General features: G+C 52.0%; 22 protein-coding genes, 1 tRNA gene, 1 rRNA gene and 1 pseudogene. 10 read left to right on the top strand and 15 right to left on the bottom strand.

Translation table 11 applies throughout. The annotated features are described in order from the left end of the window. Positions 1 to 12 precede the first annotated feature (12 nt). The 6 genes from L2725_RS20440 to L2725_RS20415 all read right to left on the bottom strand — a co-directional run bounded on the left by L2725_RS20440 (position 13) and on the right by L2725_RS20415 (position 6,847). Complete coding sequence (locus tag L2725_RS20440; protein WP_249250665.1) at positions 13 to 2,862, bottom strand: molybdopterin-dependent oxidoreductase; 2,850 nt, start codon at positions 2,860 to 2,862, stop codon at positions 13 to 15. An 89-nt stretch (positions 2,863 to 2,951) separates the two neighbouring features. Continuing rightward, complete coding sequence (locus L2725_RS20435; RefSeq protein WP_115139108.1) at positions 2,952 to 3,146, bottom strand: twin-arginine translocation signal domain-containing protein; 195 nt, start codon at positions 3,144 to 3,146, stop codon at positions 2,952 to 2,954. Positions 3,147 to 3,271: 125 nt separating this feature from the next. Then, entirely contained in the window at positions 3,272 to 3,937 is a 666-nt protein-coding gene (locus L2725_RS20430) for a TorD/DmsD family molecular chaperone (protein ID WP_249250664.1), read from the bottom strand. A gap of 9 nt (positions 3,938 to 3,946) precedes the next feature. Then, entirely contained in the window at positions 3,947 to 5,614 is a 1,668-nt protein-coding gene (locus L2725_RS20425) for a 4Fe-4S binding protein (RefSeq protein ID WP_249250721.1), read from the bottom strand. A 124-nt stretch (positions 5,615 to 5,738) separates the two neighbouring features. Continuing rightward, positions 5,739 to 6,389 carry a DUF3306 domain-containing protein gene (locus L2725_RS20420; protein ID WP_249250662.1) on the bottom strand — a complete coding sequence of 217 codons (651 nt, stop codon included), beginning with the start codon at positions 6,387 to 6,389 and terminating at the stop codon, positions 5,739 to 5,741. After that, complete coding sequence (locus L2725_RS20415; protein ID WP_115139111.1) at positions 6,386 to 6,847, bottom strand: DUF3305 domain-containing protein; 462 nt, start codon at positions 6,845 to 6,847, stop codon at positions 6,386 to 6,388. The genes L2725_RS20420 and L2725_RS20415 overlap by 4 nt, the downstream gene beginning before the upstream one ends. A 294-nt stretch (positions 6,848 to 7,141) precedes the next feature. Between L2725_RS20415 and L2725_RS20410 the strand changes: the two genes are divergently transcribed. Further along, positions 7,142 to 7,978, top strand: coding sequence for a formate dehydrogenase accessory sulfurtransferase FdhD (locus tag L2725_RS20410; protein WP_248937500.1), 837 nt, complete (start codon positions 7,142 to 7,144; stop codon positions 7,976 to 7,978). Beyond that, on the top strand, positions 7,978 to 8,886 hold the full coding sequence (locus L2725_RS20405; RefSeq protein WP_248937499.1) for a substrate-binding domain-containing protein: 909 nt from the start codon (positions 7,978 to 7,980) through the stop codon (positions 8,884 to 8,886). The genes L2725_RS20410 and L2725_RS20405 overlap by 1 nt, the downstream gene beginning before the upstream one ends. Before the next feature lie 72 nt (positions 8,887 to 8,958). Here L2725_RS20405 and rlmF read toward each other — a convergent pair whose 3' ends face one another. Next, a complete protein-coding gene (gene rlmF / locus L2725_RS20400) occupies positions 8,959 to 10,065 on the bottom strand; it encodes a 23S rRNA (adenine(1618)-N(6))-methyltransferase RlmF (protein WP_249250660.1) in 1,107 nt (368 codons plus the stop codon). A gap of 43 nt (positions 10,066 to 10,108) precedes the next feature. Further along, complete coding sequence (locus tag L2725_RS20395) at positions 10,109 to 10,480, bottom strand: flagellar basal body-associated protein FliL (protein WP_240317174.1); 372 nt, start codon at positions 10,478 to 10,480, stop codon at positions 10,109 to 10,111. 145 nt (positions 10,481 to 10,625) lie between these two features. On the opposite strand from L2725_RS20395, the gene L2725_RS20390 reads away from it, so the two are divergent. The 3 genes from L2725_RS20390 to L2725_RS20380 all read left to right on the top strand — a co-directional run bounded on the left by L2725_RS20390 (position 10,626) and on the right by L2725_RS20380 (position 13,686). After that, complete coding sequence (locus tag L2725_RS20390; protein ID WP_249250658.1) at positions 10,626 to 11,171, top strand: chorismate--pyruvate lyase family protein; 546 nt, start codon at positions 10,626 to 10,628, stop codon at positions 11,169 to 11,171. Between the two features lie 154 nt (positions 11,172 to 11,325). Beyond that, positions 11,326 to 12,867, top strand: coding sequence for a metal transporter (locus tag L2725_RS20385; protein ID WP_249250657.1), 1,542 nt, complete (start codon positions 11,326 to 11,328; stop codon positions 12,865 to 12,867). Between the two features lie 72 nt (positions 12,868 to 12,939). Beyond that, complete coding sequence (locus L2725_RS20380; RefSeq protein WP_249250656.1) at positions 12,940 to 13,686, top strand: NRDE family protein; 747 nt, start codon at positions 12,940 to 12,942, stop codon at positions 13,684 to 13,686. Between the two features lie 5 nt (positions 13,687 to 13,691). On the opposite strand, the gene L2725_RS20375 is transcribed toward L2725_RS20380, so the two are convergent. Beyond that, positions 13,692 to 14,114 carry a YybH family protein gene (locus L2725_RS20375; RefSeq protein WP_249250655.1) on the bottom strand — a complete coding sequence of 141 codons (423 nt, stop codon included), beginning with the start codon at positions 14,112 to 14,114 and terminating at the stop codon, positions 13,692 to 13,694. An 89-nt stretch (positions 14,115 to 14,203) separates the two neighbouring features. Here L2725_RS20375 and L2725_RS20370 point away from each other — a divergent pair, with 89 nt between their 5' ends. Further along, positions 14,204 to 14,755 carry a lysophospholipid acyltransferase family protein gene (locus tag L2725_RS20370; RefSeq protein WP_249250654.1) on the top strand — a complete coding sequence of 184 codons (552 nt, stop codon included), beginning with the start codon at positions 14,204 to 14,206 and terminating at the stop codon, positions 14,753 to 14,755. Between the two features lie 45 nt (positions 14,756 to 14,800). Here L2725_RS20370 and L2725_RS20365 read toward each other — a convergent pair whose 3' ends face one another. From L2725_RS20365 to L2725_RS20350, 4 genes are all read right to left on the bottom strand, one after another. After that, positions 14,801 to 15,952, bottom strand: coding sequence for a M20 aminoacylase family protein (locus tag L2725_RS20365; RefSeq protein WP_115139120.1), 1,152 nt, complete (start codon positions 15,950 to 15,952; stop codon positions 14,801 to 14,803). 64 nt (positions 15,953 to 16,016) lie between these two features. After that, positions 16,017 to 17,006: a DMT family transporter gene (locus tag L2725_RS20360; protein WP_249250653.1), complete on the bottom strand. Its 990-nt coding sequence runs from the start codon at positions 17,004 to 17,006 to the stop codon at positions 16,017 to 16,019. Positions 17,007 to 17,082: 76 nt separating this feature from the next. Then, complete coding sequence (locus L2725_RS20355; protein WP_249250652.1) at positions 17,083 to 17,856, bottom strand: maleate cis-trans isomerase family protein; 774 nt, start codon at positions 17,854 to 17,856, stop codon at positions 17,083 to 17,085. A gap of 65 nt (positions 17,857 to 17,921) precedes the next feature. Beyond that, on the bottom strand, positions 17,922 to 19,088 hold the full coding sequence (locus tag L2725_RS20350) for a M24 family metallopeptidase (protein WP_249250651.1): 1,167 nt from the start codon (positions 19,086 to 19,088) through the stop codon (positions 17,922 to 17,924). Positions 19,089 to 19,432: 344 nt separating this feature from the next. Here L2725_RS20350 and L2725_RS20345 point away from each other — a divergent pair, with 344 nt between their 5' ends. From L2725_RS20345 to L2725_RS20330, 4 genes and pseudogenes are all read left to right on the top strand, one after another. Beyond that, a complete protein-coding gene (locus L2725_RS20345) occupies positions 19,433 to 20,113 on the top strand; it encodes a helix-turn-helix transcriptional regulator (protein WP_115139124.1) in 681 nt (226 codons plus the stop codon). 21 nt (positions 20,114 to 20,134) lie between these two features. Further along, positions 20,135 to 20,518 (top strand): RidA family protein, encoded by a 384-nt coding sequence (locus L2725_RS20340; RefSeq protein WP_115139125.1) that lies wholly within the window; start codon positions 20,135 to 20,137, stop codon positions 20,516 to 20,518. A gap of 92 nt (positions 20,519 to 20,610) precedes the next feature. Next, complete coding sequence (gene dpaL / locus L2725_RS20335) at positions 20,611 to 21,795, top strand: diaminopropionate ammonia-lyase (RefSeq protein WP_249250720.1); 1,185 nt, start codon at positions 20,611 to 20,613, stop codon at positions 21,793 to 21,795. A 405-nt stretch (positions 21,796 to 22,200) separates the two neighbouring features. Beyond that, positions 22,201 to 22,432: pseudogene (locus L2725_RS20330) on the top strand (transposase); the annotation flags it as partial. A 184-nt stretch (positions 22,433 to 22,616) separates the two neighbouring features. Here the strand turns inward: L2725_RS20330 and L2725_RS20325 are convergent. Continuing rightward, positions 22,617 to 22,693 (bottom strand) — tRNA-Asp (locus L2725_RS20325). A gap of 50 nt (positions 22,694 to 22,743) precedes the next feature. Further along, positions 22,744 to 22,846: ribosomal RNA gene (rrf, locus tag L2725_RS20320) — 5S ribosomal RNA — on the bottom strand; the annotation flags it as partial.

Raw genomic sequence — 22,846 nt, 5'->3', positions numbered from 1 at the left:
CCTCATCAAGTGTCAGGCCTTGGCGATCTGACAAAGCGTCGCCTTGGTTTCCTGCATCTGAGTCACCACGTCATAACCATAGGTCATGGCGGTATTGGCTGACTCCCCGATTACGAACGGCTCAGTGCCGGGTGGGTAATCCCCTGCCAGACTCTTCATTTCGAATACACCGGCGAAATGGAATGGCATAAAGGTTTCACCCGGGATCACCCTTGGAGTGACCATAGCTTTAATCTCAATAGTGGCACCGTCCGGGCTGAACAGCTTCACATTGTCACCGTCGCGAATGCCGCGGTCGTCCGCATCCTGTGGATTGATCTCCACATACATTTCGCGCTGCAACTGTGCCAGCCAGGGGTTGGAGCGGGTCTCTTCACCACCACCTTCGTACTCCACCAATCGGCCTGAAGTCAGCACCAGTGGGAACTTCTTGGCAAAGTCCTGCTGCTGGATTGACTTGTACAGGGTCGGCAGACGGGCCACCATTCTGTCCTCATAGGTGGGATAGATAGGTACCAGATCCCGGCGCGGGGTATACAGGGGTTCACGGTGGATAGGGATATCGTCGGGGAAGGTCCAGACAATACAGCGGGCCTTGGCGTTACCAAATGGAATACAGTTGTTGGCAATGGCTACCCGCTGGATACCACCTGACAGGTCGGTCTTCCAGTTTCTGCCCTCTGCCGCCACCTGCTCTTCCGGAGTCAGTTGATCCCACCAGCCAAGTTGCTTGAGCATCTTGTCGGTGAACTCAGGGTAACCATCTTCGATGGCACTGCCCTTGGACCAGGAATCTTCTGCCAGAATGTTCACACCATCGTGCTCAACACCATAACGGGCCCGGAAGGTACCGCCACCGTTACGTACTTCACGGTCGGTACGATACAGGATCTGAGTCCCCGGATGTTTCATTTCCGGCGTTCCCCAACATGGCCATGGCAGACCATAGGTTTCTCCTTCACAGGGACCACCAGCGGCTTCCATGGTATCGACGTTGAAGGTGCCCCAGTTTTCCTGATGCAACTTAAGGCGTTCAGGACTCTGGCCTGTGTAGCCAACGGTCCACATGCCTTTGTTGAACTCGCGGGTAATATCCTCAATCAAAGGCTCGGTGCCATTGACCTTGATATGCTTGAACATCTCTTTTTCGAAACCAAATTTCTGCGCCAGCAGATACATGATTTCATGGTCAGGCTTACACTCGAACAAGGGTTCAATCACCTTGGAGCGCCACTGCAGTGAACGGTTACTGGCAGAAACTGAACCATAGGTTTCAAACTGAGTCGCCGCAGGCAGCAGAATCACCCCATCCTGACGCTCGGGCATCACCCCAGCCATGGTTGGATATGGGTCAACCACCACTACCATGTCCATCTTGTTCAGAGCTTCGCGCACCACAGGACCACGGGTTTCGGTATTAACCGACTGTCCCCAGAAGAAGGACATACGGATATTGTCACGCTGGGCGATCTTGTCTTTATCTTCCAGCACACCATCCTGCCAGCGGGAGCAGGGAATACCGGTTGAGTTCATGGGAACCTGACCCAGATATGTGCCCTGGTCGAAGCGGGACTTGGCCCACTCGTAATCAATGTCCCATACCCGGCACCAGTGCTGCCACGAGCCTGTCTTCAGGCCGTAGTACCCCGGCAGAGTATCGAACAGCAGACCAAAGTCGGTGGCACCCTGTACGTTATCGTGACCACGGAAGATATTGGTCCCACCTCCAGACACGCCCATGTTACCCAGCGCCAGTTGCAGAATGCAGTAACTGCGGGTGTTGGAGTTACCCATATGGTGCTGAGTACCACCCATACACCAGACGATGGTCCCGGGACGGTTATCGGCCAGAGTCTTGGCTACCCGATACATCTGATCTTTGGGTACCCCGGCCACATTCTCCACCACTTCCGGCGGGAACTTGGCGACCTCTTCACGGATTTTGTCCATGCCGTAAACCCGCTCGGCAATGAACTGCTTGTCTTCCCAACCGTTATCAAAGATGTGCCACAGCAGACCATAGATAAAGGGAATGTCAGTACCCGGGCGGATATGCACATACTCATCAGCCTTGGCTGCGGTATGGGTAAATCTTGGATCCACCACAATCACCTTGGCGCCGCGCTCCTTACCCACCAGGATATGTTGCATGGCCACAGGGTGTGCCTCGGATGGATTGGAACCCACAAACAACATGCACTTGGCATTACGCATATCATTGATGGAGTTGGTTTGCGCACCATAGCCCCAGGTGTTGGCCACCCCGGCTACCGTGGTGGAGTGGCAGATTCGGGCACTGTGGTCGACATTGTTAGTGCCCCACATGGCCGCGAACTTGCGGTACAGATAGGCCTGTTCGTTGGAGAACTTGGCGCTGCCCATAAAGAATATGGAATCCGGACCTGACTCCTCGCGGATTTTCAGTGCCATGGCACTGACTTCGTTGATGGCTTCATCCCACGAGATACGCTTCCACTTACCACCCTCTTTCTTCATAGGGTACTTAAGGCGCTTATCGCCGTGACCCACTTCCCGCACCGCTGCGCCTTTGGCACAGTGACCGCCCGAGTTAATGGGGTGATCGAATGCAGGTTCCTGATGGGTCCATACCCCTTCCTGTACATGGGCGTAGATACCGCAGCCGACCGCACAGTGGGAACAGATGGTTTTTTTAACTTCGACGGGAGCGTCGTGGGGGATAAACTCGGCGCGTGCCTTGCGCATCATACCTGTGCCAAGCACAGATGCAGCGGCAACACCACCGGCAGAAAGACCGGCCGTCTTGAGGAACTGACGGCGGTTGAGACCCAGGCTTGGCTTATCAGCCGGTTTTACCTGGCTCGATGTGCGTGTCAATCGCATCACACATCCTCCTATGTTAGCAACACAGCCTCAGCGGAAAACTGATACTGTGCCATTCGCAGCCGAACGGCTACGTGAAGTGCAACTGGTTACTGTTGCAGCGACGCGTAATAGGCGCGAATGTGGTCTGTTTCTCTGTAACCTTCACCTTTAACTTCTTTGGTGACTTCTTCTGATTCAGCTTTGGCTTCACCCACATGGGATGATGCCGCCACCGCTGCACCGCCTACGACCAGAGTTTTTAATGCCTGGCGTCGACTTATGCCGGAAGCTTGCTTCTTCATAAGGTCTCCTGGTTGATACAAGGGCCTGAGCCCGGTTAATGGGGAGATCCATCTCCCCGCCTATGCCGCCGACATCCTGATACCGCTTGGTACCGGCGACCCCAGTGAAAGGACTAAATGCCCTCTCAGTTAACCTGCACTTTTTCTTCTTCGGCAGATTGCATATCGTCGTTGCCCGGACAGTTCACCGGAATGTCCAGACTCAGCTGTTCAAATTCAATGGCTTCCAGATCGAAGAAGGCTTTACACAGCTGGCCCACGGTGGCGTAAAACGCCGCACTTGGAGAGGTGCTCAGCTTCTCAATAAAGCGCTCTATCCAGCTGGCCATGTGGCGCTGGTAGAAAGCCAGCTGGCGGTAGCCAGGCGCTTCCAGGATCAGGGTACCCATCACTTCACACAGGGCAGCCACGTGATCTTCAGGCTCTTTCACATCTTCTTCGCGGGCAAAGCCCAGTTGCAGCAGGTCCTGACGCAGCAGAGCCAACGGCTTGTCCATCAGCGAGCCAGTCATAAACCAGCTGCCGTATGGCAGGATTTCACCACAGCCAACACCCACGAACAGGGCGAAGTACTCATCTTCCAGCTGCTCTTCGGTGAACTGGCCAGCGGCCAGCTTCAGCGCCAGCCAGGCTTTGGTCATGTCGTTGTCCTGCTCGGCATCAACTTCAAGGTTGGCCAGGAAATCCAGCAATTCTGCGGAAGGGGTACGACGCAACAAGGCAGCGATCAGCTGGTAGATATCGGCACGCAGTTGATCTTTTTCGCTTACATTTCTTACTGATTCGGTCATAAAAAACTCTTAACGCAGTTGCTTTTCCGGGTCTTGAAGTATGTCTTCAAACAGGTCTTTCACACGGCAATCGCCGCACATTTTCAAACGCTCGATATTGGCGTTAAAGGCACTGTGTTCGCCCACCATATCCAGCATGCGATGTACCATAGACTGGGTCGCGAAAGGCGTGCCACAGACGATACATTCAAAAGGAGGTTCTTCCTTCAGTACGCGCAGTTCCTGACGGGAAGCACGGTCGAAGTTAACCTGAGGCGTAATGCTGATTACTTTCTCAGGACAGGCCTGCTCACACAGACCACACTGCACACAGTCCTGCTCCACAAAGCGCAGCGCCGGCTCATCGCCGCCATCTTTCAGCGCCTGGGTAGGACAGGTAGCCACACAGCTCAGACACAGGGTGCAGTTATCTGCAGCGACCTTGACTGTGCCGTAAGGAATATTGGCCAACTTAAGTTGGGTATCGATAGCCGCCGCCTGACTGTTCAGGTGGTCAATGGCCAGATACAGAGTGGCGCGTTTGTCGGACGCCGCGAATGAGCCCGGTACAGTCACAGGCCAGTCACAGCTGATATCCAAAGTGGCAGACAGAGCGTCAGCCTGGATGTCGGACACCAGGGTAATACGCTGTGGTTGACCCATTTCATCCAGAATAGTGTTAGCCAGTGAGACTTCGCCTTCCAGCATTTGAGTCAGGGTAGGGGCAGTCGCCTCAGTGTTGTAAATCAACACCTGACGGGCACCCCAGGCCAGCACAGACATCCAGTGGTCGATAGCGGCAACAGTAATCTCTTCCAGCGCAACCGGCAGGATTTCACCCGGCAGCTCATCACCCACCAGCTCAGCCGGTACGTTTTCATCGTGGAACAGAATGACTGGTGCTTCACCAGCTTGCTCCAGATAGCGGCTGACCAACTTCTGCAGATAGTTGTGCAGAGACTGAGGCGCAGGCAGGTCGTAGCTCAGCGCACCGGTCGGACAGGCATTGGTACAGCTGCCGGCACCGTGGCACAGGTATGGGTCGATTTCGATAACATTGTCGACACTGGCAATAGCGTCAGCAGGACAGAAGTTCAGACAGCGGTTACAACCGTTCATGCCATGACGGTAGTGAGCACAGATATCGCTGTTCACTTTGACATAACGGGGCTTGTCGAACTCACCGATAAGATCCGGGATTTGCGCCAGTGCATCTTCCAGCTTGGCGTCATCACGACCCACGTAGAAGTACCCCGGAGGCAGCATTTCCAGATTCAGGCATGGCTCCAGACTCAGGTCCAGCACGATATCGAAGTGTGGCTTGCGAATGGCAACCTGACTGAGTTGAACCGTCTTTTCACCACCGGCAGCTTCGTTTTCTACCAGCACCTGGAACTGGCCCAGGAAACCTTTGATAGCGTGCAGATGGTTGTAGTAGCTCTCCACCTGAGGACAGGCGTTCATCACCTTTTCCAGATGATCGTCGTCCTGAGAGGTAATAGGGTCGTTGGCCAGAATTACCAGGCTGGACATGGCAGACAGTCGGGCCGCTGCCAGACGGGTTAAATCTTCAGGGCCTATGATCAGCACATTACCCTGAGTCGTATAACTCACGGTAGGCGGGATCAGGTTCTGAATGATCCGGGTTTGCGCCATCACACTCTGGCGAGCCAGCTTCAGTTGAGGCTGGCTGTGCATCTTAATTTGTTCTGAGCTCACATTGCGTTCCTGAACAGTTTTCGGCTGTCTCTAATTGTTGGTGCCGTTCCGACTGCAATCGGGTGAGGCAGCAATAGACGTACCAAAATATTCGACAATAAACTTAACTAAACTGACCTTTTCCAACCGTCACTTCAACAGTTGAAGGCTCATCTGGTACATTCTGGGACACCAGTTCCTGTGAGTCGTGCAAACTGTCTTCAATTTGCGCGGCTGGCTGAGGCTGAGTCTCATCAGCAGGACTTTGTGGCAACTCGGCCTGCTGGGCAGCAAGGCGTTCAGCGCGCTCCTGCTCTTCTCTCTCTTTCTCTTCTTTCTCGATAACCCGGCGGAATACTTTCTTCACCAGATCAGCAGAGTCGGCTGCCGACAACAGCGGCTGGTTACTGTAGTCCAGGGCGTATTCAGCCATACCGCACACCTCATTGTAGTGAGGCTGCTTCCACAGCGCCCGCAGCGCGGCTTTTTTGGCTGAAGGGTCGACATTCTTGGCCATAAAGGCGGCAAAACTGCCACCCTCTTCGATTTTGTCAGGATCGGGCAGGTCTTCCGCCGTTAGTACCTTATCTTCAGCCGCTTCAACCGACTGAGTATCAGTCTCGGAACTGGCTTCGCTCTGAGCAGGTTGAGCTTCTTGCACGACCTGTTGAAGCTCCTCCTCAGCCTGCTGCAGTTGCGTCTTTTCGGCCTCTTCAGCTACCTGTTCACGGCGTTGCTGCCAGCGGCTGAAAAAACCGCTTGGTTTATCACTCATAGACTTTTGCGCCTCTGATCTGCAGCCAGTTCCTTACGGCGGTTAACGTGTTTACGGCGATGGGCACAAATCTCCACTTCGCCGTGACGGGTAATAAATGCTTCCATCCAACAGGCAACGGCATCTGGCATCGGCATGCTCAGCACAGGGGTGTCCCCCTCCATCGCGCCGGCCGCGACATTCTGGCAAGCGGACAGTGCCGCGGGCACCCAGGTGCCATCAACCAACTCATCGCACACCAGGTAAAGCTGAGGCGTATCCAGATCCAGGTTCAGTCGGTAACTGGCGCGTTCATCGCGGTGCAGTTCCAGCAACACCAACTTGCTGCCTTCCGGCTGTTCACAGGAAGCCGGGACGACTTCACCCAACTCCCACTGGACTGAGCTCCAGCGTCCAACCTGTTTCTCCACCTTGTTAAGGGAAACGTAAACGGGCCATACATTGTCTGTGTGTTGCATATTCAAATGTCCTGAACTGGAATTTGCAGCCGGTCTTCGCCGGATGGTATAGATTCACTTAAGCAAGGATAGTGCCACCCATATCAGGTGAGTGTTTTTTTTGAGGTGGATCATCAAACCCACCCCCAGCATAGGACAATTTGTCCCACCAGCAATATCCCCTTGGGCATAAACGTCCGACTCTCGCCATGCTTTTGTGATTCACTTGGCAATTTTGGTCAGCATCATGGTTCGGGTACGAATATTGCTAGTGAAGCAGCACGCATACTTGAGTTATTAACTTTGCAGGATCCGATGAGCCAGACAACCCCTTCCCTCTCCATAGTGAAAACCCGGGCCGAAGTGCCACTGACTATCCCTGTTACCGCAGTGAATGAACGCGGTGAAGTGGAAAACAAGTTTATCGCCTGTGAACGCCCACTGACTGTGTACCTGAACTGGCGTCCCATTGTGACTCTGATGACCCTGGGGGCCAAAGCTGAGTCGCTGGCACTGGGTTATCTGAAAAATCAGGGCTTTATTTCCGATGTCAGCCAGCTGGAGTCAGTGATTGTCGACTGGGACACCAACTCAGCCGCCATCATCACCAAAGAGCAAACTGAAGATCTGGATAAAAAGCTGTCTGAAAAGACGGTGACCACGGGTTGTGGCCAGGGCACGGTTTACGGTGGCTTTATGCAGGGGCTGGAAGATATCCAACTGCCGACGCCAACGCTCAAGCAAAGCACCCTGTATGCGCTGTTGAAAAACATCAGCGAATACAACGAAACCTATAAAAACGCCGGTGCCGTTCATGGCTGCGGTTTGTGCCAGAACGAAAAGATTATGGCCTTTGTAGAAGATGTAGGTCGTCACAATGCGGTGGATACCCTGGCCGGTGATATGTGGCTGGCCAGCGAGTCAGGTCACGACAAGATTTTCTATACCACGGGACGTCTGACCTCTGAGATGGTGATAAAGGTGGCCAAGATGGGCATTCCTCTGTTGCTGTCCCGCAGTGGCGTAACCCAAATGGGTCTGGAGCTGGCACAAAAACTGGGCATTACCATTATTGCCCGTGCCAAAGGACGTCATTTCCTGGTTTATCACGGCGCTGAAAACCTCGAGTTTGACGTCAGCAAGGAGTCCTGATGACACAAGCAAGTGATCTGGTCTACATGAGTGCCAGGCAGGTAGCCGAGTACCTGGATCTGAACGAGAAGAAAGTCTATGCCATGGCCAATGACAGGATCCTGCCTGCCACCAAGATTACCGGCAAATGGCTGTTCCCCAAGATCCTGATTGACCGCTGGATTATGGATTCCTGCCACTCAGGTATGCTGACCGACAGACTGCTGATCACCGGCAGTGATGACCCGCTGTTGGCCATGTTGGTAGCCCGCCTGATGTCTCAGGTCGGCAGTCGCGAACTGATCAGCTACAGCGCCACAGGCTCACGTCTGGGTCTGGAGCTGTTGTCCAAAGGCTATGCTGACGTCTGTACCCTGCACTGGGGCAGCCTGGAGGAGCGCAATATTCGCCATCCAGCACTGCTTAAGGGCTATGCCAACCACCAGCAGTGGATCATGATCCACGGCTATACCCGTCAACAGGGTTTGATTGTACGTCCTGATATCCAGCACAGATGTCTGGAACAGTCGCAGATTCTGGGGCAACCATGGCGCTGGGTATTCCGTCAGGAAGGTGCAGGCAGTCAGCAGCATCTGGAGCACTGGCTGCTGAGTCAGGGAGCCAGGGCAGATCAGCTCAATGCTATTTTGACCGCCCACAGCGAACGAGAGCTGGCAGGCTATATCGCCCGTGGTGATGCCGATATTGGTTTTGGTTGTCAGGCGGTGGCCGCCGAGAGTGGGCTGGGATTTGTTCCCTTGCTGAATGAGTCTTTCGACTTTGTGATGACCCAGAGCATCTACTTCCGACGCCAATTACAGCAGCTGTTTACCATGCTGGCCAGTCCACAAACCCGGCAGATGGCAGGGGTGCTGACGGGTTACGACCTGAGCAATACCGGCCAGCTGATCTGGACCGCAGCCCAGTAAAATGGTTCAAATTGATAAACAAAGACCGGCATTTGCCGGTCTTTGTTTCATACCACTACAAATACGGTGCATTCAGGCTTTGAATTTTGACCACAGCTTACGCTGCTCATCAGTTAAAAAGCTCCATGCCAATACCCTGGTAATCTTGTTACCCTGATGCATCTCAATCACACGTACCGACTCAGCCTCCAGCTTCTGCAGCAGACGACGGCAAGGCCTTAGATTGTCAGACTTGGAAACCAGCGAGGTGAACCACTGACATTGACCGGCAAACTGCTGGCTTTCACGGATCATATCCTCAAGAAATCTCAGTTCGCCCCCTTCGCACCAAAGCTCAGCCTTCTGTCCACCAAAGTTAAGCTTGAGTTTAGTGTCATGCTTAACTCCTTTACTGGCCGCCAGGTTCTTCAGTTTCTTCTGAGTTCCTGCAGCCGCTTCTTCCAAAGAGGCGTGAAAAGGCGGGTTACACATGCTGGCATCGTATCGCTCACCCGATTGGATAATACCGCTGAAGGTATGTTTGGCCTGGCCTTGCAGCCGCAGCGCTATTTTGCGGTCCAGCTTATTGGCTCTGATAATGGCGCTGAAGTTTTCCAGTGAAACCGGGTCAATATCGCTGGCAACAAAGTGCCAGCCAAAACTTTTATGCCCGACCAGGGGGTAAATACCGTTGGCGCCGGTACCTATATCCAGCACTGAGACTTTTTGTCCCTTTGGTATTTTGCCGCCATCAGCCAGCAGGTCAGCCAGATGATGAATATAGTCGGCGCGTCCCGGCACAGGCGGACATAAGAAGCCCTCGGGAATGTCCCATGCCTGGATATCATAGTGGTGTCCCAGCAGGGCTGAGTTGAGGGCTTTAACAGCCTGGGGATCAGCAAAGTCCACCGAGAGGTTGCCGTAGGGATTGGGCTTTACGAATCGCTTAAGTCGTGGCTCCACCTTGATAAGCTCGTCAAAGTCATAGCCACGATTCATAGGATTATATGGGTGCAGCCCTTTGCCAGCCAGCTTGCTTGCGCCGGTGTGACCAACCTGTTTGCGCCTGGACGCTGGCGTTTTACCGGCTTTAGGTGTGCCTGAATCCGGCTTTTTGGCCGCTCTGTTTTTGGCTGCCGCCCTGGACTTGCGAGCAGCTGGGGAAGGATTGGCAGACTGGGACTTTTTTGCAGCTTTCATGAATGGTGCCGGTGATGACCGACACCATAATTAAACTCAGATGTCAGTCGTAGAGATAACGGGTAAAAAGCAGGTTGACCACCCGGGCTTCGCCGGTTTCCTGCTTAAGCAATTGATTGACGGTATCGTAGCACTCACGGCGGATATCTTCACGCCCGGTCATGGACTTGATCTGCTCTTCCTGTTGATTCCCCAATATCTCCACAATGGCGGAACGCAACAGAGGGTCATGGTGCTCCATCATCAAGAGGTCATCGGGAGATTTCACCATCAACTCAACGCTGACCCTGACAAATCCCAACTTTTTACGATTGGAGATATAGTTGGTCACAATTTCCGGCTCAAACCCATAATAGGCGTACTCGGCCTGAGGCTGAGCTTCGTTGGCGCGGGCATTGCCGGCCAATAGCGTCATCAAAAAGGCTGTCGCAATTACTAGGGCTTTCATGGGCGCGATAAACTCCTTTATCCAATCAAATCCATATTCAGGCGGGTTCTACCTGTGACCGTCAGCCTGTGCTAGACTGCCGGAGTTCGCAGTATTTGTAACGAGTAATCAGATGGATGTGACCCGCTTCAGTTTTCCTTATGGTGAATCAATTCAGTGGTTTTCGCCAGCAAAAGCGGAAAATTTACCTTCATCTCCCCTCTATGACTGGCTGCTGTCAAAAGACAGTCTGACCGCAAAATTAAAGCTCTGCTGTCGGGACTTTTCCGTCGAACTTGTCGGTGAGCAGTGGCATCAGGGTCAGACAACCCGCTACTGGACCCGTGAAGTCCTGCTCTATCTGGACAATGTGCCCTGGGTGTTTGCCAGTACACTTATCCCGGAAACCCTGATGCAGGATGATGAAACCGGCCTGCAAACCCTGGGAAACCGTCCCCTGGGTGAACTTCTGTACTCAAGTAAAGCATACACTCCCGGCGAGATAGAAGTGGCAAAATTTGACTCCTGTGTGCGACTTGAGCAACTGACCCAAAAGCTACAGCAGCGTCAGCAAGAGCCACTGTGGGGGCGCAGACGTTATTTCGACTATCAGGGACAAACCCTGATAGTCAGTGAAGTGTTCCTGCCCGCTGCAGTGGATGCCATTCAACAGCGATAATTGAATTGCTGTTGATCACTATCAATTGGTTATTCCCTGTGGCTTGAGCCACACTTTTATTTCCGCCCCAGTTGCGAATGATTTTCACTACTGACCAGCGTAAATTGTGCTGCTATAATGTGCGGCCTTTCTTTCTCTGTGCCCCGTGGGTTCCATGCTGTATTTATTTGCCAGTTGCATTGCCTTACTTATAGGCCCTTTGTTTTACCGCTATTTTTCCTCTGGGAGCGGTCTGCAAAAAGGCTTGGATGGCTTTATTTTTGTCTCCCTCGGCGGCCTGGTACTGGTACATATCCTGCCGGAACTCCTGCATCACGGTGGATTCCTGTCACTACTGTTTGTGGTACTTGGACTTTGGGGGCCCACCGCCAGTGAGCGCCTGTTTCACCGCTACTCAGAGATCACCCATAACCTGACACTGGCATTGGGTATTGGTGGCCTGCTGCTGCATACACTGACAGACGGCGGCGCCATGGTACTGGCTCAGCAGGAAGGTAACTCTCCGCTGTTGGCGCTGGGCGTCATTCTGCACCGCTTGCCCGTGGGCCTGGCTATTTGGTGGCTGTTGAAGCCTCAGGTCGGTACCAAATGGGCCAGTCTGGTTATTGCCGCCATGATGGTACTGACCTCTGTAGGCTACTTTGCCAGTGCCCAACTGCTCAGCCAGCTGAGTATTGATAACACTGTCTACTTACAGGCCTTTGTAACAGGTTCTATTCTGCATGTGGTGCTGCATCAGCCCCATGGTCAGCATGACCCGGATCGTCAGGGTAAATTTGAATATCAGGCAGGTATCGGCAGTCTTTTGGGTATTGGACTACTGGCGCTTCTGTTACTGCTGGACTCAGGTGGTCACCACCATCACAGCGGCCATGAACACAGTATCGATCAGCTGTTGTCGTGGACAACCCAGGTCGCCCCGGCTCTGTTGCTGGCCTATATGCTGGCAGCGACGCGTTTTTCTTTTGGCCTGACGCCGACAACAGACAAATTGCCTCTGCTCTGGTTGCAACGTCTGGCGGGGCCTGAAGCCCTGTTGGTCACCCTATTGCTGTTGGGGCCTGAATTTATGCTGGCACAACTGCTCGGCTTGCTGGTGATTGGTGCCTGTCTGACCCTGTTTAAGGTGCAGCCGACAGATCCTCATCCAACCGGGAACCAGAGTGCATTGCAGTTTGGTTTTAGCCAACTGGTCGATCGCAGCGCCCCCTGGGTGGTTCTGAGCCTGGTGTTGGCCAACCTGATAGGTCACCCTTCAGTGCCACTGGATCACCCCTTAATGCAGGTGCTGATTTTGATGCTGGTGTTCCTGCCAACCCGATTCTGCAATCTCGGTGGCGTTGTGCTGGCGGTGTCGCTGGCATGGAGTGGTTGGTCAGACTCGGCGGTAATGCTGGCGCTGCTGGCGGCACCTATCCTGAACTGGTCGCAACTCAAATTAATGAGCCTGAAACAAAGTGCGGTCCTGGTTGCTATCGTCGGCGGCTTGCTGCTGATTGCCCATCAGATATTCCTGGTGAAGGAGAGCCTGATCGCTTTCCCGGAAAGCCTGCAATGGCTGGCCCTGGCCTTACTGGCATTGATCTTTGGTGCCAGTTTAATGCGCCTTGGCCCACGTAAGTTTCTGCGCCGTCTGATGATTACCAAACCTCTGGTTCACAGTCATCAACATGGCCATGATCATCACCATCACTAGCAGGCATTTTCCCGCTGGGATTTGTTACTAGAACAGGCTAACTTATAAGGACTTTTCCTTGTAGGTTAGCCTATGTGTATCCTCTTTATCGCCCAGAACCGCCACCCGGATTATCCCCTTATCATCTGCGCCAACCGGGATGAGTTTCATCACAGAGCCACCCAACATATGCATGAGTGGCCGGGGACTAATGGCATCAGAGCAGGGAAAGACCTTAAAGCGGGCGGAACCTGGCTGGGATTCAACGCCATGGGTGAAGTCTCTGCACTGACCAATATCCGCGATTTGTCAGCCACTCAGGAAGACAGGTTAAGTCGGGGTGAGCTGGTATTAAAGGCGCTGAAAGCCGAACTGTCCGATGACTGGCTGGCGCAACACAGCGAGAGTTATAACCCTTTCAATCTGCTCTATCAGCAGCAAAACCAACTCTATGTTTTTAATAGCAGAAGCAAAGAAAACAGCCTGATCTCAGATGGATTTCATGCGGTAAGCAATGGTGATCTTGATGATATCTGGCCGAAAATGGCCAGGGGAAAAATGGCGCTGGAACAGGCTATTGTCAGTCAGCAGAGCATAACGCCTGAATCTCTGTTACCCATGATGCTGGATCAGAGCCTGCCCCCGGAAGACAGCTTGCCCAATACCGGCGTCAGTCTGGAGTGGGAGCGCAGACTATCCAGTATCTTTATCTGCCATCCTGAATACGGCACCCGTTCAACCAGTATTTTACTCTGGCACAGTTCAGGCAAACTGGAGTGTCTGGAGGTCAGGTATAACCCCAAAGGAAAGGAGCTGAGCAGGGATAAATTCCGGCTGTAACTGAGTTAGTCTGACGAGTGATCATGGGTGATCACCCACTGATCGTCGATCCGCTCAACCAGTAGTGTGAACATGCCAGCGGGAGCATCTTTTATTCGTTTCAGTTGCCAGTGCCCAACCACCAGAGCCGCATAGTTGCTGAGCATCTTGATCTCTTCTATCTTGAAGTTCAGTTGCCCCATAGCGGCTTTGTCGGGGTAGTTTTTACGGTAGGCATCCAGGGTAGTTTGCCAGCCATATCTGACCGTGCCATTGGACACAAAGCGTAGCTTGTCATCCTGCCAATACCCTGACATATAGCCTTCAATATCGCCCTGGTTCCAGGCTTGCTCCTGCTGCCTTAGCATGGAGCTGATGTCATCTGTCGGCACGGCCATTGCGTTCAGGGACAGCAGCATCAGCATAATGGCCCCTATTTTTAAGCACATACAATTTCTCCTTTAACCCCATGCCTTTGCACTATACCTTGGTAAACTATAGAGGTTTACCTATCAATCCTACTCAGAGAATCAGGGTTATGTTTTCCAAATTTTGTCGCTGGCTGATGAAAATGACAGGCTGGCAGTTCGAAGGGGAACTGCCATCAGACGGCAGATATATCATTATAGTGGGACCTCATACCAGCAACTGGGATTTTATTGTTGGAGTCATGGCCCGGGGAGCGCTTAACAGAAACATTCACTTTCTGGGAAAGCATCAGCTATTTATCCCGCCATGGGGCTGGCTGTTCAAGGCCATGGGGGGCAGCCCGGTCGACCGGCGTAAAAACAATAATCTGGTGGATGCCGTCGCTCAGCTGTTTGCCGAAGATCCCGGGTACAAACTGGCACTGGCACCAGAGGGCACCCGCAGCGAAGTTAAGCGCTGGAAAACCGGCTTCTACCATATCGCCAAAAAAGCTCAGGTTCCTATTATCCCTATCGGATTTGATTTTGACCGCAAGACCATAGTGATCACTGCCCCGCTCACACCGGGTGACAACATGGTTGAAGATATGAATCGACTGATGCAGTTCTTCCGCACCATCAAGGGCAAGAAGCCCAAAGTGATTCCGGATTTCACTGAATAAATAAAAAAGCCTGCTAATGCAGGCTTTTTACTTTTTTGAAATCAATTATTTGTTGAGTTGCTGCTCAACCAGCTTCTGCCAGAATCCAACGCCACGCATCAGGATTCTGTCATTGAAGTCGTAGAAAGGGTTGTGCAGGGCAGTACCACCACACTCACCCACGCCGTTACCTACCAGGATGTAACAGCCAGGTGCCTGACGCAGCATAAAGGAGAAGTCTTCACTGATAGTGAATGGCTCACAGGCACCGTTAACATTCTCTTCGCCAACCAGGGCGATAGCCGCCGCAGTCGCATAACCCGCTTCAGCAGCTGTGTTGATGGTCGACAGGAAGCTGTTGTTGAAGCTGTATTTGTAATCAACACCTGCAGCCATACAGTGACCGGCAACAATACGTTCGATACCTTTTTCAATCTTGGCCAGCGCTTCATCGGTAAAGGAGCGGGTATCGCCCTTGATGGTGACTGAAGATGGGATCACGTTAACCGTGCCATTGGTCTTGAATTCAGTAACAGAGATAACGGCCGTCTCGTGAATCGCGCTCAGGTGACGGGATACCAGAGTCTGGATACCCAGAACAATTTGCGAACCCACAACAATAGGGTCAGTACCCATGTGTGGCATTGCCGCGTGGCCGCCGGTGGCCAGGATCTCAATTTCAAAGGCGCTTTCGCTGGCCATCAGAGAGCCCGGACGGGTCACAAACTTGCCTTCTTCAATGCCTGGCAGGTTGTGCATTGCGTAAACCGCATCAATTTTCCAGCGGGTGAACAGACCATCGGCGATCATCGCCTTGGCGCCTACGCCATGCTCTTCACCTGGCTGGAAAATAAAATAAACTGTGCCGTCGAAATTACGGCTCTTGGACAGCTCATGGGCTGCACCCAGCAGCATGGCTGTATGGCCATCGTGACCACAGGCGTGCATTACGCCTTCATTCACAGAGGCGTGGGAGAAGTCGTTCTTCTCACAAATGTGCAGCGCATCCATATCAGCGCGCAGACCGATAGAACGGTCGCTGTCGCCACACTTCAAAATACCTACAACGCCGGTTTGACCAATGTTGCGGTGTACTTCCAAACCAAAGCTTTCCAGCAAATCAGCCACCATGGCGGAGGTTTCAAACTCCTCAAAACCAAATTCCGGGTGCTTGTGAATATGCTGACGCCATTCGGTAACTTTTTGCTCGATGCACATAACTTGTTTCTCTTCTTACGATAAGCCGGTGACTGAGTCACCGGCGGTCAAAATTAGGGTTTGATTACTGGCTGCGGCAAGGACGGGAAGACATCACGTCTTTTGCTGTCTCAGGCTCTGCAACTGCAGCCTGCTTTTTGCTGCCAGCTTTCATAAAGGCCATCATAGAGATGATAACTACAGCGATTGCCACCAAACGCATTGGGGTCACCTGCTCACCCAGAGCAAATACCGCCAGTACGAAGGAGGACAGAGGCATCAGGTTCAGTGCCATACCGGTACCGTCAACACCCACACGCTCCATACCATAGATGTAGATCAGGTAGCTGATACCTGAGATACCCACACCCAGAATGGCGATACACAGAATGCGCAGTGGAGAGCTGAACACGTTCAGTGCAGAGCTGAAATCAGCGCCAACCACGAACAGGTACAGACCGAAGCCCAGAGAGGCGAATACGAACTGGTGGAACATGGTCGCTACAGAGCCATACTTCTCAGCCAGCTTGGCACGGGCATAAGCCATGGTCGCGAAGCTTGCAGCTGAACCGAAACAGATCAGGTGACCAATGTTGAAACCGTTGGTTTCAGACTGAGGGTCCATTACCAGAATCGCCACACCAACAAACGCGCCCAGAGCACACATCATCTGCATCACAGTGAAGCGCTCGCCATGACGCAGGAAGCCCACGCACAGGATAAGAATCGGGATCAGCCCCTGGATAACGCCGTTCTCAGAGGCGGTAATGTAATCCAGAGACAGGAATGACAGGAAGCTGAAAGCGCCCTGACCAATGATACCGCAGCATGCAGCCCAAAAGATGTCGTTGCGGTTAGCCCAGTTCAGTTTGAAGTCGGCTTTCTTTTTCATCTTGCCGGTGGCCAGACCGATGTTGAAGATCAGGCCCAGGGTGATAAAGGCGATGGTATAGCGCAGCCATACCAGCACCTGTGGATCCATTACTTCCAGAATAGGTGTACCAACAATCCACGGGATACCCCACAGCAAACCGATGAAAATCGCGGCCAGCCAACCTTTTTGTGTATTAGTCATCTCAGTGTTCCCTTATGTATTTTATGATTAGGGATTAATTAATTTGGTTACTTTGCTTTTTTAAGCTTTATATTTTTTATTTGCCGTTCAGCAGCTTGCCATAGCCCGGACACTGAGCAGTGTTGCCGGTCAGGTGCATGGCGTGCCAGAACATAGCTGAGTTACTACAAACAACAGGCAGGCCGAAGCGCTCTTCAATTTCCTGGATATGGTCCAGTACACGCAGGTTGGTGCAGGACATAAATACCAGCTCAGCATCAGAGTCTTTCAGCATGGTTTCCAGAGCCTCGAACATGGACTCTTTGGCAACCAAAGTGATATCGGTATCGCGCTCAATTCCCAGTGAGCCCAGAGTCACAACCTCGAAACCAGCATTGGTCAGCTGCTGATACAGTGGGTAGTTAACACTGGTTGGGTACGGGGAAAATACGGCGATTTTTTTCGCGTTCAGGTGGCGGAAAGCAGCCTGGGCAGCGGTCCATGGGTTGGTGGCAGGAATATCACCACGGTTTTTGGTCAACAGCTGGGCGACTTTCTCTTCACCGATAATGATAGAAGCGGAAGTACAACCAAATGCCATCACATCCATTGGCAGACCGGTCGCAATCAGATCAGATGCTTCGCTGATGCCGGTGGCGATTTGATCCAGGGCCTCAGGAGTCATTTCACTGGAGTAGTACACACGTGAACTGAACACACCAGCCTGGGTACCGAGCAGCTTGGCCCAATCCATTTCCAGACTGTGGTCAGTACTCAGCTGCACCAGACCAATATGCACACGGTTAATACGCGGTGCTTGCTGGTGATCCAGCGGTTGTTCAAACGAAGTGAACTCTTCAAAACTCATCATAATGAGATTCTCTTGGTTAATGACGTTTTCCGGCCCCCCTCCGAAAAACGCCATGGCGGTTAAATTCAGTCGATAATCGGCAGCTCAGGGGCAGCACGGCGGCTCAGCCACTCGGCACCGTTTTCAGTGATCACAATGTTCTCTTCGTGAACCATAGACTTGCCCGGTGCGTACACCATGCCTGGCTCCAGAGTCATTACCATGCCTGGCTTCAGTACAGTGTTGTCGGTCGCTGTGTTGGATGGACGCTCAGTCAGCTCCATACCCAGGCCGTGCCCCAGACGACCTACGTCGTTACCCAGGGCGCCATTGGCTTCCAGTACTTTCCACATTGCGTTGTAGATATCAGAAGTGGTGTTACCAGGACGGGCAGCTTCAAAACCGGCAGTTGTGGCTTCATACGTGGCGCGGTAAGCCGCTTTGGTCTGCTCGCTGGCATGGCCGAATGCCCAGTTGCGGTCGAAGTCAGAGAAGTAACCGTCGCGTACAGCACCGGTATCGATAATCAGCACGTCGCCTTCTTCGATGACACGATCAGTTGGGCCCATGATGATGCTGTCGTAACCATCCAGGCCTGAGCCAGCGATGATGTAAGGACATTCGTCAGCGCCTTCCATCAGCATGTCGATACCAAACTGCTTACAGATTTCACGTTCAGTCATGCCCACTTTGGCGTAGGAAGCGATCTTGTCGAAACCAACATTGGTGATACGACAGATTTCACGGGTCTTTTCGATTTCAGCGGCAGACTTCACCTGACGCAGCTCATGGATAGCCAGAGACACGTCAACAAACTCTTTAGTTACCAATTTAGTCAGTTGCAGGTAATTGTTTACCGGCATGCGCAAATGGGACTCGATACCCAGGGTCGCACCTACGCGGCCGAAGCGAGATGGCAGGCTGTTCAGTACACTGGCAACAATGCTGATGCCATCATCTTCAGGACATGGAGACGCCCAGGTACGAATGTCTTCAACCCAGGTACCGGCCATACCGCTGGCCCCAATTTCAGGGATAACAGCAATCGGCTTGCCTTCTGCAGGCAGGATCAGGAACCATGGACGGGTTGGGCTGTGCCAGAACTGAGTGTGGAAGCCAGAGAAGTAACGAACGTTTGGCTCGGTAGTTAACACGATGGCGTCAACTTCCTTTTCGCGCATCATTTGCTGTGCTTTAGTTGCACGCATTTCAAATTCAGCAGTTGTAAATCCACGCTGCAGTATGCTTTTCATTATTACTCTCCACTTCTCACACAACTGACCTAGTTGCAATACGGGTCACAAAAGTGACCTAAAGACTCTTTAAGTCAACTATCGTTAACTGATGTGGCGAATAATACTGTTTGCTGAATTAAAAAATGTGACCTGAATCCCATGGTCAACGTTTGTTAACCATACCCCGGTCACTTGCGCTCGAAAACATGATCACAGTCAAAAATATTGAACCAGAGTTAAATTTGACTTGCCTGAAGCAGTAAAAAAACGTCCCATAGTTAACGAAAGTTGATTCTAAACTTGAAATGAAATCCGGATAGGTTGAAAATACCGCCACCTAAAGTTCACAAAAGTAATCTGAAATGAGTAAAACGACAGAACGTCTGCAAAAAATGGAATTTACCCAAAGGGATAGAGAGTTGCTGGAAGGCTACTTTCGACTGGCAGACAGTATGGCTGACCTGATCGGACCGCACTGCGAAGTCGTTATTCATTCACTGGAAAGCTTTGAACAGTCGGTAGTTAAAATAGTTAACGGTCACCATACAGGCCGTAAAGAGGGTTCACCTATTACCGATCTGGGTCTGAAGATGTTGCGCCTTTATGAGCAAACCGGTGATGTCACGCCGAAAAGCTACTTCAGTACCAATAAAGATGGCTCAATGCTGAAATCCAGCACCTGCATCCTGGCCGGTGAAGATGGCAAGCCAATCGGTATGTTCTGCGTCAACATGAATCTGTCTTATCCATTTCCGGAGATTATTAAGACACTGATGCCTGACATGTCGCAGCAACCCAACCTGGCGATTAAAGAGAACTTCAGTTCCTCAGCAGGTGAAGTGGTTGAGCAGGCACTGCAACACGCAGTCAATGACGTGGATGCCGACCCTTCAGTTAACTTGAAGGGACGTAATAAAGCTATTACCAAGATACTGTTTGATAACGGTATTTTTGAATTGAAAGAGGCAACAAACATTGTTGCTAACCATCTGAACATTACAAAACATGCGGTGTACAAGTACATCCGTGAATTTAAATCTTAATCAGCAGAGACGATTCGACTTATGAAAAACGTAATCCACACTGAAAACGCACCAGCAGCCATCGGTCCATACTCTCAAGCCCTGGCTTTCCAGAACCTGGTATTCACCTCTGGTCAGCTGCCTCTGGATCCAGCCACCATGGCTTTCCCGGAAGGCGGTATCAAAGAGCAGGCTTATCAGTCTCTGGCTAACCTGAAAGCTGTTCTGGAACAAGCTGGTGCCGGTACCGATACTGTTCTGAAAACCACTTGCTTCCTGGCTAACATGGAAGACTTCGTGGCTTTCAACGAAGTTTACACCGAAGTTTTCGGCACTGACGCGGCTCCAGCCCGTTCCTGTGTACAGGCTGCCCGTCTGCCAAAAGACGCTCTGGTAGAAGTTGAAGCGATCGCCTTCATCAAATAATTAGTTCCAAATAACAAGTTATTCCGGCTCCCCTTCAGACAAGTTAGTCGAAGGGGACAGGGGTCCCTTTGTCTCTGATAAAAGTGGTTACTATGCTAAAGCTGACTCAAAACGCGTTCTTTAACGGCGAAACCTCTGCCCTGTTTACCGCACAGATCGCTGAACAAACCCGTCAATTCCATCAACAAATTGAGGGTTACAAGCCAACTCCACTGGTTTCACTGGAGCAGTTGGCAGCCCGCCTGGGCGTCAAAGCCATTCTGGTAAAGGACGAATCTTTCCGATTTGGCCTGAATGCGTTCAAAGTATTGGGCGGCTCTTATGCACTGGGTAAGCAACTGGCTGAGCACCTGGGTGTAGATATCAGTGAGATCGACCTGAAGACAGTGTCTGAGAAACTGAGCGAACCTTTGGTATTCGCCACTGCAACAGCTGGTAACCACGGAACAGGTGTTGCCTGGGCTGCCCGTGAAATGGGTCAGAAAGCAGTAGTGTACATGCCAAAAGGCTCTCCGCAGGCCAGCGTAGACCGCATCAAAGGATTGGGTGCTGAGTGTATCGTTACTGATGTGAACTATGACGACACAGTACGTATTGCCAACCAGACAGCCGAAGAAAATGGCTGGATGCTGGTGCAGGACACTGCATGGGAAGGCTATGAGAAGATCCCTACCTGGATTTCTCAGGGTTATATGACCATGGCAGTTGAAGCGCAGGAACAAGTAGAAGAGCTGGGTATCAAGCCTACTCATATCATGCTGCAGGCAGGTGTTGGTGCCATGGCCGGCGGTATCCTGGGTTACTTCGCCGACAAACTGGGCGCAGAAAACTTCAAGACCATTATCGCTGAGCCACGTGCCGCTGACTGTATCTACCGTTCAGGTAGCAGTGAGCAAGGTGGTATGGTCGCAGTAGGCGGTGATCTGAGCTCTATCATGGCTGGCCTGGCTTGTGGTGAACCAAACCCTGTGACCTGGCCAATCCTGAAGCAGTGCAGCAGCTTCTTTGCTTCTGTAGAAGACAAGGTATCTGCTACCGGTATGCGTGTACTGGGTAACCCACTGGCAGGCGACACCAAGGTGATCAGTGGTGAGTCAGGTGCAGTGACCCTGGGTCTGCTGTATATGCTGGCAAGTCGTGAAGATTACGCAGAGCAGCGTCAACAGCTGGGCCTGGATAAGGATGCCGTGATTATGCTGTTCAGCACTGAAGGCGACACCAACCCTGTTCGCTACCGCCAGATCGTATGGGAAGGCATGCTGGATACAGCTAACTAATTATTCTGACTATCTTGTACCCTCCCCCCAAAGTCACCCAAGGCCCAGGCCGAGGGTGGCTTTTTCTTTTATAGCCGTGAAACAGGCTTTCGCTAATTCCTTATATTAACTGAGCTACAGTTGCCACCACAAAATGGGGTCTACGCACTGTTGTGCCCCCCTAAAGTGTCTCTCCAACCAAACTCAAAGTCCGTTTTCACAGCAAACCATATGTCAGATACAGGCTCACCAGATGGTGTAGCTAACCTCTTGTGCTTAAGCGGAATATTCAACATTCATGCTTCGTATGTTTGCTGACATTTCTCCAGATATCTCTTCTGCCAGGCAATTCAGAGTGCTGCAACCAGATACTGAAATCACGTCATTTGTTAATAACGCCAGTACCAGGAACTGATCGCCAATCGAACTAAACCAGGACGACATGCTGTGGTGGTAATGGATGTTGCAGGGTGGCATATCAATGACGTTGCAGTTGATATCCCCAACTTATCGATACTCAAATTGCCGCCCTATTCCCCGGAGCTCAACCCCATTGAACAGGTGTGGAGCAGGCTGCGCCAACATCATCTCGCTAATCGCTGTTTCAAAGGATATGAGGACATAAGGGAATCCTGCAGTCAGGCTTGGAACAAGTTCGTAAGCTATACACAGCAAGTGATAAAGGTGTTTGCCAGCGACTGGGCAAAGGTGACTGAACAGGAATGCGGAATGGTATAACAGGGCTGTTAAGCAGGGACGCTGTTGGACGGGACGCCCGCAGCACTTTCAGGAGCGTTAAATACAAAAAAGCCTCGTCATTTCTGACGAGGCTTTTTTGTAAGTGGCGGAGCGGACGGGACTCGAACCCGCGACCCCCGGCGTGACAGGCCGGTATTCTAACCAACTGAACTACCGCTCCAACTCGTTTTTGATTTCACTTTTTACAAAAAGTGGAAACCAGAAATTGGCGCTTGGCAATGACCTACTCTCACATGGGGAAGCCCCACACTACCATCGGCGCAGCTGCGTTTCACTTCTGAGTTCGGAATGGGATCAGGTGGGACCACAGCGC

The organism is Shewanella corallii, assembly GCF_023349125.1.
Taxonomy (GTDB): domain Bacteria; phylum Pseudomonadota; class Gammaproteobacteria; order Enterobacterales; family Shewanellaceae; genus Shewanella; species Shewanella corallii.
Note: the sequence above shows the minus strand (reverse complement) of the source record. Positions and strands in the feature narration are given on the sequence as shown.

What these genes read in the sequence shown, in the direction of transcription:
- L2725_RS20440 (WP_249250665.1), bottom strand. Translation starts at nt 2,862, where the DNA reads ATGCGATTGACACGCACATCGAGCCAGGTAAAACCGGCTGATAAGCCA.
- L2725_RS20435 (WP_115139108.1), bottom strand. Translation starts at nt 3,146, where the DNA reads ATGAAGAAGCAAGCTTCCGGCATAAGTCGACGCCAGGCATTAAAAACT.
- L2725_RS20430 (WP_249250664.1), bottom strand. Translation starts at nt 3,937, where the DNA reads ATGACCGAATCAGTAAGAAATGTAAGCGAAAAAGATCAACTGCGTGCC.
- L2725_RS20425 (WP_249250721.1), bottom strand. Translation starts at nt 5,614, where the DNA reads ATGCACAGCCAGCCTCAACTGAAGCTGGCTCGCCAGAGTGTGATGGCG.
- L2725_RS20420 (WP_249250662.1), bottom strand. Translation starts at nt 6,389, where the DNA reads ATGAGTGATAAACCAAGCGGTTTTTTCAGCCGCTGGCAGCAACGCCGT.
- L2725_RS20415 (WP_115139111.1), bottom strand. Translation starts at nt 6,847, where the DNA reads ATGCAACACACAGACAATGTATGGCCCGTTTACGTTTCCCTTAACAAG.
- L2725_RS20410 (WP_248937500.1), top strand. Translation starts at nt 7,142, where the DNA reads ATGAGCCAGACAACCCCTTCCCTCTCCATAGTGAAAACCCGGGCCGAA.
- L2725_RS20405 (WP_248937499.1), top strand. Translation starts at nt 7,978, where the DNA reads ATGACACAAGCAAGTGATCTGGTCTACATGAGTGCCAGGCAGGTAGCC.
- rlmF (WP_249250660.1), bottom strand. Translation starts at nt 10,065, where the DNA reads ATGAAAGCTGCAAAAAAGTCCCAGTCTGCCAATCCTTCCCCAGCTGCT.
- L2725_RS20395 (WP_240317174.1), bottom strand. Translation starts at nt 10,480, where the DNA reads ATGACGCTATTGGCCGGCAATGCCCGCGCCAACGAAGCTCAGCCTCAG.
- L2725_RS20390 (WP_249250658.1), top strand. Translation starts at nt 10,626, where the DNA reads ATGGATGTGACCCGCTTCAGTTTTCCTTATGGTGAATCAATTCAGTGG.
- L2725_RS20385 (WP_249250657.1), top strand. Translation starts at nt 11,326, where the DNA reads ATGCTGTATTTATTTGCCAGTTGCATTGCCTTACTTATAGGCCCTTTG.
- L2725_RS20380 (WP_249250656.1), top strand. Translation starts at nt 12,940, where the DNA reads ATGTGTATCCTCTTTATCGCCCAGAACCGCCACCCGGATTATCCCCTT.
- L2725_RS20375 (WP_249250655.1), bottom strand. Translation starts at nt 14,114, where the DNA reads ATGTGCTTAAAAATAGGGGCCATTATGCTGATGCTGCTGTCCCTGAAC.
- L2725_RS20370 (WP_249250654.1), top strand. Translation starts at nt 14,204, where the DNA reads ATGTTTTCCAAATTTTGTCGCTGGCTGATGAAAATGACAGGCTGGCAG.
- L2725_RS20365 (WP_115139120.1), bottom strand. Translation starts at nt 15,952, where the DNA reads ATGTGCATCGAGCAAAAAGTTACCGAATGGCGTCAGCATATTCACAAG.
- L2725_RS20360 (WP_249250653.1), bottom strand. Translation starts at nt 17,006, where the DNA reads ATGACTAATACACAAAAAGGTTGGCTGGCCGCGATTTTCATCGGTTTG.
- L2725_RS20355 (WP_249250652.1), bottom strand. Translation starts at nt 17,856, where the DNA reads ATGATGAGTTTTGAAGAGTTCACTTCGTTTGAACAACCGCTGGATCAC.
- L2725_RS20350 (WP_249250651.1), bottom strand. Translation starts at nt 19,088, where the DNA reads ATGAAAAGCATACTGCAGCGTGGATTTACAACTGCTGAATTTGAAATG.
- L2725_RS20345 (WP_115139124.1), top strand. Translation starts at nt 19,433, where the DNA reads ATGAGTAAAACGACAGAACGTCTGCAAAAAATGGAATTTACCCAAAGG.
- L2725_RS20340 (WP_115139125.1), top strand. Translation starts at nt 20,135, where the DNA reads ATGAAAAACGTAATCCACACTGAAAACGCACCAGCAGCCATCGGTCCA.
- dpaL (WP_249250720.1), top strand. Translation starts at nt 20,611, where the DNA reads ATGCTAAAGCTGACTCAAAACGCGTTCTTTAACGGCGAAACCTCTGCC.